Origin of the sequence: Sulfitobacter sediminivivens (assembly GCF_042611115.2) — a bacterium.
Lineage (GTDB): Bacteria > Pseudomonadota > Alphaproteobacteria > Rhodobacterales > Rhodobacteraceae > Sulfitobacter > Sulfitobacter sediminivivens.
The window spans coordinates 54077-63267 of record NZ_JBHGAR020000019.1; the positions used below are offsets into that span (position 1 = coordinate 54077).

9 protein-coding genes are annotated in these 9191 nt (G+C 57.2%); 7 read left to right on the forward strand and 2 right to left on the reverse strand.

Annotation, left to right across the window (positions count from 1 at the left end; genetic code table 11):
* The first annotated feature begins 206 nt into the window (after positions 1-206).
* The 7 genes from ACEWL3_RS16665 (at position 207) to ACEWL3_RS16695 (ending at position 7588) form a co-directional block, all read left to right on the forward strand.
* Positions 207-3086: a monovalent cation/H+ antiporter subunit A gene (locus ACEWL3_RS16665; protein WP_386184582.1), complete on the forward strand. Its 2880-nt coding sequence runs from the start codon at positions 207-209 to the stop codon at positions 3084-3086.
* The gene (locus ACEWL3_RS16670; RefSeq protein WP_386184585.1) at positions 3087-3443 is read left to right on the forward strand and encodes a Na+/H+ antiporter subunit C; all 357 of its coding nucleotides are present in this window, start codon (positions 3087-3089) and stop codon (positions 3441-3443) included.
* A complete protein-coding gene (locus ACEWL3_RS16675) occupies positions 3440-4981 on the forward strand; it encodes a monovalent cation/H+ antiporter subunit D (RefSeq protein ID WP_386184587.1) in 1542 nt (513 codons plus the stop codon). Before ACEWL3_RS16670 ends, ACEWL3_RS16675 begins: the two co-directional genes overlap by 4 nt.
* 1 nt (position 4982) lies before the next feature.
* Entirely contained in the window at positions 4983-5483 is a 501-nt protein-coding gene (locus ACEWL3_RS16680; RefSeq protein WP_386184589.1) for a Na+/H+ antiporter subunit E, read from the forward strand.
* Positions 5480-5767: a K+/H+ antiporter subunit F gene (locus ACEWL3_RS16685; protein WP_386184592.1), complete on the forward strand. Its 288-nt coding sequence runs from the start codon at positions 5480-5482 to the stop codon at positions 5765-5767. Before ACEWL3_RS16680 ends, ACEWL3_RS16685 begins: the two co-directional genes overlap by 4 nt.
* Positions 5764-6153, forward strand: a complete 390-nt coding sequence (locus ACEWL3_RS16690; RefSeq protein ID WP_114878258.1) for a Na+/H+ antiporter subunit G — start codon at positions 5764-5766, stop codon at positions 6151-6153. The genes ACEWL3_RS16685 and ACEWL3_RS16690 overlap by 4 nt, the downstream gene beginning before the upstream one ends.
* 118 nt (positions 6154-6271) lie before the next feature.
* Positions 6272-7588: a YihY family inner membrane protein gene (locus ACEWL3_RS16695; RefSeq protein WP_386184594.1), complete on the forward strand. Its 1317-nt coding sequence runs from the start codon at positions 6272-6274 to the stop codon at positions 7586-7588.
* A 67-nt stretch (positions 7589-7655) separates the two neighbouring features.
* Here the strand turns inward: ACEWL3_RS16695 and ACEWL3_RS16700 are convergent, their stop codons facing one another.
* On the reverse strand, positions 7656-8021 hold the full coding sequence (locus ACEWL3_RS16700; protein WP_386184596.1) for a cupin domain-containing protein: 366 nt from the start codon (positions 8019-8021) through the stop codon (positions 7656-7658).
* 15 nt (positions 8022-8036) lie between these two features.
* Positions 8037-9083, reverse strand: a complete 1047-nt coding sequence (locus ACEWL3_RS16705; protein ID WP_386184599.1) for a YeiH family protein — start codon at positions 9081-9083, stop codon at positions 8037-8039.
* Positions 9084-9191: the final 108 nt, after the last annotated feature.

A 9191-nucleotide genomic window follows, 5' to 3' on the forward strand; every position in this document is an offset into this window, starting at 1 on the left:
CACGCACCGCTTTGGACGAAGGGCTTGAAGTCAAGGGGAAGGGCCGCTTTCGACAAGGACAGATGCGGGAGCGCCGCAGCGCATGCGGGGAACCTTGTTTACATATCAATGCCAGCCCTTCGCATTTGCGAGAAATTTCGGGACCGCTATTGCAAATGCGGTGCAGTGTTGTGCATGTTTGAATCCTGATTATACCCGGAGTTTTTGTGTCCCTCCTCATTATTGTTGCTCTGCCATTCTTTGGTGCACTGTTGCCAGGCGTGATGAATTCAGCGGGCCGATCCGCCTGTGCTGGTGTGACATTCACCGTATCGCTCGCTGCCTTTGTTGGTCTGCTGACCAACCTGCCAACTGTGCTGGCAGGCGAAGTCGTGATGGCGCGGGTGAACTGGATGCCCTCGCTTGGCTTGAATTTCACGTTGATGCTGGATGGGCTTGGCTTTTTCTTTGCCCTGCTGATCCTTGGCATTGGCCTTTTGATCATTGCCTATGCGCGACACTACCTAAGCCGCGATGACAATATGGGCGAGTTCTTCACCTACCTGTTGCTCTTTCAGGGCGCGATGGTGGGCATTGTTCTAAGCGATAATATTCTGCTTTTGCTGATATTCTGGGAACTCACGTCGCTCTCTTCGTTTCTTCTGATCGGATTTTGGAAGCATCTGCCCGAGGGCCGCCAGGGCGCGCGGATGGCCTTGGTGGTCACTGGCACAGGCGGTTTGGCGATGATCGGTGGCATGCTGATTCTGGGTCAGATCGTCGGCAGCTATGACCTGAGCGTCATTTTGCAAAACCGCGACCTTATTCAGGCTGATCCGCTATATGTGCCGGCCCTGATCCTGATCCTGCTGGGCTGTTTCACTAAATCGGCACAGTTTCCGTTCCACTTCTGGCTGCCGCATGCGATGGCGGCACCAACCCCGGTTTCTGCCTATCTGCACTCGGCCACGATGGTGAAGGCGGGTATATTCCTGATGGCGCGGATGTGGCCCGTCTTATCCGGCACGCCGGAGTGGGTTATGATCGTCACCAGCGCCGGGTTGATCACGATGGTTCTTGGCGCGGTGATTGCGCTCTTCAAACATGACCTGAAGGCACTGCTGGCATTTTCGACTGTCAGCCATCTTGGCCTGATCACAATGCTTTTGGGCACAGGTACCGCCTTTGGTGCGATGGCGGCGGTCTTTCACATCCTGAACCATGCGACATTCAAGGCGGCGCTCTTTATGTCCGCCGGGATCATCGACCACGAAGCGCATACCCGAGACATCCGCCGTCTGGGCGGCCTGCGCAAGCTGATGCCGGTCACCTTTTGCATTGCTTCACTGGCGGCTTTGTCAATGGCAGGGATACCGCTGCTCAACGGGTTCTTATCCAAGGAAATGATGCTGGAAGAAGCCACTCATACGGTGCTTTTTGGCGTGCCTTTGCTGGTGCCTGCTCTGGCAACCTTTGGGGCCTTGTTTTCGGCGGCCTATTCATTCCGTCTGATCGGTCATGTTTTCCTGGGTCCGGTGCGCGACGATTATCCCGCCAAACCGCATGATCCGGGCGCGGGTCTGTGGTTGCCTCCGGCATTGTTGGTGGTGCCGGTCGTGGTGATTGGCGTCGCACCGTTCCTTGCCGAACCCTTTGTAAAACTTGTAACGGCCTCTGTGCTGGGCGATGTGGCGGCGGTGCCGACTGCGCATTTCAAACTTTGGCACGGATTGGTGCCAGCGCTCTTTATGTCCGTCATTGCCGTCGTTGGTGGCTTGCTGCTGCTATCGGTGTTCAACCCGGCGCTGCGCCTGTGGGATGGCGCACCGCGCCCTGAGGCCAAGGTGATCTTTGAAGCCATCGTCGAGGCGGCGGCCCGGCTGGCCCAAAAGCTGATCCTGCCGCTGCATAACGGGGCATTCACGCGCTATGCGGCCATCGGGTCGATCGCGATTTTTGCCGCCGGGCTACATGCCTGGAGCACTGGCACGATTGGGGCACCCACGCGCATCATGCAGCCTGCTGGCGCATTGCTGATTGCCGGGTGGTCCATGCTGGTGGCTGCAACTATCGGTTTGGTGCTGCTGCACCGCAACCGTTTCTTGTCACTGATACTGATCGGCATCGTTGGCCTGATGGTGTCGGTTGGATTTGTGTTCTTCAGTGCGCCCGATCTTGCCATGACACAATTCACTGTCGAAGTGGTCACGATCATCCTGCTGCTGTTGGCGCTGAATTTCCTGCCGAACACGACGCCGGTTGAAAGCACAGTGTTGCGCCGTGTCCGCGACGCTGGTGTGGCGGTCGCGGGCGGTGTGGGGACATTTGCGTTGGCCTATTATTTCCTTCTGCGCGAAGCGGTTGATACGCCGATCTCGGAATTTCATCTGGCCAATTCCTACAAGGGTGGCGGCGGCACCAATGTGGTCAATGTGATCCTTGTCGATTTCCGGGGGTTTGACACCTACGGCGAAATCATCGTTCTCGGCATCGCGGCGTTGCTGATCTATGCGCTGACCGAGACCTTGCTGAATGGCCCGGTGCGTGCGCGGTTATTGAACCGCAAACCCGACCAGCCACGCGCAGGCGACGTGCACCCAATGATGATGGTTGTGCTGACGCGGGTCATCATGCCGGTGGTTCTTTTGGTCGGTTTCTATATCTTCTGGCGGGGCCATAACGAACCGGGCGGTGGCTTTATCGCCGGTCTCGTTGTTTCGATTGGCGTGGTGATGCAATACATGGCCAGCGGTTTTGCCTGGACCTCGTCGCGGTTGAGATATCCCTATCACGGGGTGATCGGGGCAGGGGTTCTGATTGCCGGTCTGACCGGCATTGGATCGTGGTTCGTGGGCAAGCCTTTCCTGACCTCCGATTTCACCTACGTCCGCATTCCCCCGTTCGAAAAATTCGAATTGGCCACAGCGGCGCTATTTGATCTGGGCGTGTTTCTGGCTGTCGTCGGGGCGGTGATGCTGTCGCTGGAAAGCTTCTCGCGGCTCGCGCGGCGGGCGCATGTATCCGACAGCGAGCATCCGATGGACATCGACCCGTCGCGGGACGATCCGCCGACCGATGCCACCGCATACGAAAAGGAGGGCGGGTGAATGGAGCTTCTTGTTGCATCCGCCATTGGCATCCTGACCGCGGGTGGCATTTACCTGATGCTGAGGTTGCGCACGTTTCCGGTGATCCTGGGAATGTCGCTGCTGACCTATGCCGTCAATGTGTTTCTGTTTGCATCTGGCCGTCTGACCGTGGGGGCCCCGCCGATCCTTCGTGACGGCGCGACCCTTTATACCGACCCACTGCCACAGGCATTGGTTCTGACAGCGATCGTGATTTCCTTTGGCATGACGGCCGTGGTGGTGATGATTGGCCTTGGGGCGTTTCTGGGGTCGGACGATGACCATGTGGACGATCCCACCGACGCCTCTGACCCCAAGGCGGAGGGCAGATCATGAACCACTGGATCATCGCCCCCGTTATTCTGCCCGCGTTGCTGGCACCGTTCATCGTGCTGGCCGCGCGGTACCACATCGGCATCCAGCGCGCCTTTTCTTTGGCTGGCGTGCTCGCACTGATCGGCATTGCGGCAGGGCTGGCCTTGCAGGTGTCGGACGGGTCCATCTTGCTTTATCGGCTCAGCGATTGGGCCGCTCCCTTTGGCATCGTCCTGGTAGGGGACAGGTTGTCGACGCTGATGGTTCTGCTAACGGCGGTGCTGGCGCTTTTCGTGCTGCTTTATGCGGTTGGGTCCGGTTGGGACAACCGGGGGCGGCATTTCCATGCGCTGTTCCAATTCCAGCTGATGGGCATCATGGGCGCGTTTCTGACCGGTGACCTCTTTAACCTTTTTGTCTTTTTCGAAGTGTTGTTGATCGCATCTTACGGGCTGATGATCCACGCAGGGGGCAACGCGCGGCTTCGTGCAGGCGTTCAATATGTGCTCTTCAACCTTATCGGCTCAACGCTTTTCCTTTTCGCCCTCGGTTCAATCTATGCCGAAACCGGCACCCTGAATATGGCTGATCTAGCCAACCGCGTCGCCATGATCGGACCGGAAGATACGGTGGGAATCCGCGTTGCCGCCGTATTGCTGTTGCTGGTTTTTGCGATCAAGGCAGCGCTGGTGCCACTGCATTTCTGGCTGCCGTCAAGCTATGCAGAGGCACCCGCACCGGTCGCAGCGCTTTTTGCGATCATGACAAAGGTGGGAGCCTACGCGATCATCCGGGTCTACACGATGATTTTCCCGCCAGAGCTTGAGGTCACCGCAGGTCTGCATGATCTTTGGTTGCTGCCTGCGGCACTGATTTCGCTGGCCATCGGGATGGTCGGTGTTTTGGCCGCCAAAAGGCTGGACAGGCTGGTGGCCTTTTCTGTCATCGGATCAATGGGCATGGTGATGGTGTCAATCTCGCTCTTCAACCCGGCAGGCATCGCAGCGGCGCTTTACTATATCGTACATTCGACTTTGGCAGGGGCCGCATTGTTCCTGATCTCGGATCTGGTGCGAACGGGGCGGGCGAACCTGGAACTGACCCCGCAGCCCCCCGTCGCCGGAACGTCGCTGACGGCAGGATTCTTTTTCGTGGGTGCAATCGCGATGGCGGGGCTGCCGCCTCTTTCGGGATTTCTGGGTAAACTTCTGGTGCTGGATGCCGCTTATGGCACCGACCTTGTCGTCTGGATCTGGGCGATTGTGCTGGGGTCCAGCCTGATCAGTATCGTGGGGTTTTCGCGCGCTGGCAGCATTCTGTTCTGGAAAGCCCATGCAAAGGATGAGACGGAAGAGGTGCCCGCGATGACCCGCCCCGCCGCCTTGTCTTATGTCGCGGTGGGCGGGCTGATATCGCTGATGGCCTTGCATACGATTTTTGCGGGGCAGGTGCATGGGTACACAACGACTATTGCCGCACAGCTTTTCGCGCCAGAGCCCTATATCTCGACCGTGGTGGATACGCCCGGCAAGCTGAGCAAGCCGAAGGAGGGCCATTGACATGGCACGCGCTTTTCACTGGCTGATGCCGCACCCGTTTCTGACGCTAATTCTGGCGGTGGTCTGGACGCTTTTGCAGAATGAAATCTCTGCTGGAATGGTCGTTTTTGGCATCATACTCGGGATTATCATACCTTGGGGCACATCCGTCTGGTGGCCGGACAGACCGAATAGCTTTCGACCGAGCAAAATGATTACGTACAGCCTTATGGTGATGTGGGACATTCTGGTCGCCAACATTCAGGTAGCCTGGATCGTTCTGACCGTGCCGAATGCCAAGCTGAAACCGGCGTGGATCGTGATCCCGCTGGAATTGCGCCAGCCCGAAGCCATTACGGTGCTTGCCGGGACCATCACCCTTACCCCCGGTACCGTGTCTGCGGACCTTTCAGACGAGGGTCACAGTCTGTTGGTACATGTGCTGCACACCGATGATGCTGACGCCGTCCGGGACGAAATCAAATCCCGCTACGAGCGCCGCCTTCAGGAGATTTTCCTATGACGACAGCAACAGGAATTTTGGATTTCGCTCTGGTCATTGCGTTTGTCGCACTTGCCCTTGGTCAGATCCTGTCAATGGTGCGGCTGATACTCGGCCCCACACCCGGTGACCGGATCCTTGCGCTTGACACGATGGTCATCAACGCACTGGGTCTGGTGATTGTGCTTGGCATCAACCTGGGCGTTCAGATTTATTTTGAGGTTTCGCTGCTCATTGCCATGTTGGGGTTTGTCTCTACCGTTGCTTTGGCACGGTTCCTACTGCGCGGGGATATCATCGAATGATCGCTCAGATTATTGGAACCTATGTTGTCGCACTCTGTTTGCTGATAGGGTCATTCTTTGCCGTTGTGGGCGTGATTGGCCTGCTGAAATTCAACGACCCGATGACGCGTCTGCATGCCCCGACAAAGGTTGGGACCGTGGGAATCGGCATGCTGCTTCTGGCCTCGATGATCCATTCGTTCGTCTTGGGCGAAGCCTCAATTCATGAAATCCTGATCATGGCGTTCCTGTTTGTCACTGCTCCGATCTCTGCCAACTTCATTGCAAAGGTCAGCATCCACCGCCGGGACTGCGCAACGCCACCATCGCCGCCGCGCGACGACACATGGTCAACGCTGGGCACACCGCAATCTGATCGCAAAACCGAAGAGATCAGCCAGAAATAGGCGGTATCGCGTCACGCACCCGTTTGGGACCACCGCATGCTCTGTCCTTAAGCCTTGCCGCATAAAGAACTCATGAATGAGATTTTAGGGAACGTGATATCACACGATGATGAAGCCCATGAAGTCACGAATGGATCACTGGCGAAAGACGCGGTTCCTCAGCGTTCTCTCTGACATCACCAGCTTTGCACAGTTTGCCCTTCGTCGTTTCGCCAATGACGGGATGAGCCAGGCCGCAGGCGCGTTGACCTATTCGACACTTCTGGCGTTAGTGCCGCTTCTGGTGATTGCATTTGCCGTGTTGTCAGGTTTTCCGATTTTCGACCCGGTCAAGGCGCAGGTGGAGGAGCTTTTCCTAAGCATTCTGGTACCCGAGACCAGCGATGAGATCAGGACGTACCTGACGGAGTTCACCCGCAACGCAAGCAATCTGACTGCTGCGGGCATTGTTGCGCTTCCCATAACGGCAGTGCTGTTGCTGTCCACGATCGAGACCACTCTGAACCGGGTGTGGCGGGTGGACCGGCCCAGACCACTTTTGACCCGTCTGCTGGTGTTCTGGGCGCTTCTGACTTTTGGTCCGCTGCTTTTGGGGGCAAGCCTTACCTTGACGACGGATGCGATGAAGTTCGCCCAAGGCTCGGCCTTTGGCTCAAGTGTGGGGCTGACCCCAGATTGGCTAAAGGCAACACTTGCCGTGCTGACACAATCGGTTGCGTTCTCATTGCTCTACATCTTGATCCCCGCCCGGCAGGTCCGTCTGCGTGACGCCGCGATCGGGGGTGTTTTTGCTGGGCTCGGGTTTCAGGTCTTGCGCTGGGTGTTCAATACGTTTTTGACCTCTGGTGCCAGCTATACAACGATCTACGGGGCGGTTGCTATCATCCCGATTTTTCTGATCTGGATGTATTTGTCATGGACCGTCATCATCCTTGGCGCAGTTCTGTCCGCGTCCTTTCCCGACTGGTGGCGCAGGCGCGATCCTCTTACAGGGCTGTCGCTGTCCCCTGCAGAAACACTGGAAGTCGCGGTTGCGCTGCTGGCAACCTTTGGTCGTCAGGCAATGCAAGGTGGCACGACAACCCAGGAACAATTGGCCGAAGCAATTCCCCTTTTGTCGCGCGAACCGATCATCGATGCGCTGCGCAAGGCAGGCTACATTGTCGAAGCAAAGGACGAGGGGCTAAGTTTGGCGCGTGATTTGCACAGCGTGACGCTGGCCGAATTGGCCCGCGATCTTGGGCTGGCGCTTGGGCGCGCGCATGATGCGGTGGAACGTCCCGCTCTGAGGCGTGTGACAAAAGCGTCAGGTAAATTGCCCGCGCTATTGATCCGGTTGCAAAAAGCCGAAGACGACATACTGAGTGCGTCCATCGCGCGGACCATTACAGACGCTGCTTTAATGCCGCCCGATAAAGATGGGCCTGACGACTGAATGCGCCTCGCGCGGCGCTGGTGGTTCGGCCGGGCTTTGGTGCCGCATAAGGTGCGGTCAATCTCAGTCAGCCGGCGGTATAGTCCCGGATGACAAAATGCTTTGTCGTGGTTTCCAGCACATTCCAGAACCCGCGAAAACCGTTCGGGATGAGAAAGCTGTCTCCCCCACGGAAATCCTGAACATGTCCGTCCTCCGAAATCAGCTGTGCATGGCCGGACAGAAAAACACAGAACTCGTCCCGGTCAAAAAATGCATGCCATTTGCCGGGTGTGCTTGTCCATGTCCCGGCCATCAACGTTTTGTCCGGGCTGGTAAACCGCATTGTCGTTGTGTGATGCGGATCACCTGAAACCACGCGGTCGGGCAGATCGGCAAGGCGGCGCTGGGTGGTTTCTGCTTTGGCCTGAAAATCAATGACGGGTCCTGTCATAAGGTGCTCCTGTGCTTAGCCGGTGAAGTGGGTGATGCCATAAAGAATAAATCCAGCGATGAACACGGTTTCTGCGAGGATCAGAATAATCGCTTGGCCGCCCACATCCAGAATGGTCTTGAGCGAGGTCTTCATGCCGACCGCGGCGATGGAAATCAACAGGGCCCAGCGGGATAATTCCGACAGCGTATTCTGCAGAAAGCCGGGGATCCACCCAAGTGAATTGATCGCCGCAAGTACCAGAAACATCACGACAAAGAAGGGCACCAGAGGGGGTTTCTTGCCGTCTTTGACTTGCTCGGGGTCGGCCTCCGCATAGCTGCGGATCACCAGCGAAAAGACCAGCACCACAGGGGCCAGCATTGTCACCCGGATCAGCTTGACCAGGGTCGCAGTCTCACCCGTTTCGTTGCTGACAGAGAAACCCGCCCCAACAACCTGCGCCACATCATGGATCGTACCACCAAGGAAAACCCCGGTTGCAAGATCGTCCAGATCAAGCGCCTGTGTGATGATCGGATAGGCAATCATCGCGATTGTGCTCAGCACGGTCACAGCGAGCACTGTAAAGATCAGGTTGCGTTCGGAATGTTCATTCTTGGGCAGTATGGCAGCGATCGCCATCGCCGCAGAAGCGCCACAGATTGCGACAGAACCACCTGTCAGCAATGCAAAGCGCCAGCCGCGGCCCAGCAGCCTGGCACCAATCATCCCGACGAGAATGGTCAGGATCACGCCGGCAACCACCAGCAGGATAAGTTTAGGACCAAGCCCAATCAGCAATTCGATGCTGATACGCGCGCCCAAAAGGGCGACGCCAACGCGCAAAACGGTTCGCGACGTAAACGCAATGCCGGGAACGCAGCGGCCCTCTTCGGCAAGAAAGTGAAATGCAATCCCCAGCAAGAGCGCCATCAGCATCGCGGGAGCACCGTAATGTTCGGATATGAACTTGGCTGCTGCGGCGACAACGCAAGACACCAGAAAACCCGGTCCATTCTCCGACAGAAATTTCTGTAGTTTGTGAAATGGGGTGTTGGCAGGAAGGGCAGGGTTCGTCATTGGACAGAAACTCCTTTGGCGCATGCCATTGGCACCACGCTTGATCGCGATACTTCGAGGGCCGGGACGTCAAATCACTGGGTGGATGAGACAGGTGTACCTGCCTCA

Bases quoted from the DNA above. Each gene is read 5' to 3' on its own strand.
- ACEWL3_RS16685 (WP_386184592.1), top strand. From the start codon at position 5,480: ATGACGACAGCAACAGGAATTTTGGATTTCGCTCTGGTCATTGCGTTT.
- ACEWL3_RS16705 (WP_386184599.1), bottom strand. From the start codon at position 9,083: ATGACGAACCCTGCCCTTCCTGCCAACACCCCATTTCACAAACTACAG.
- ACEWL3_RS16670 (WP_386184585.1), top strand. From the start codon at position 3,087: ATGGAGCTTCTTGTTGCATCCGCCATTGGCATCCTGACCGCGGGTGGC.
- ACEWL3_RS16680 (WP_386184589.1), top strand. From the start codon at position 4,983: ATGGCACGCGCTTTTCACTGGCTGATGCCGCACCCGTTTCTGACGCTA.
- ACEWL3_RS16675 (WP_386184587.1), top strand. From the start codon at position 3,440: ATGAACCACTGGATCATCGCCCCCGTTATTCTGCCCGCGTTGCTGGCA.
- ACEWL3_RS16690 (WP_114878258.1), top strand. From the start codon at position 5,764: ATGATCGCTCAGATTATTGGAACCTATGTTGTCGCACTCTGTTTGCTG.
- ACEWL3_RS16695 (WP_386184594.1), top strand. From the start codon at position 6,272: ATGAAGTCACGAATGGATCACTGGCGAAAGACGCGGTTCCTCAGCGTT.
- ACEWL3_RS16700 (WP_386184596.1), bottom strand. From the start codon at position 8,021: ATGACAGGACCCGTCATTGATTTTCAGGCCAAAGCAGAAACCACCCAG.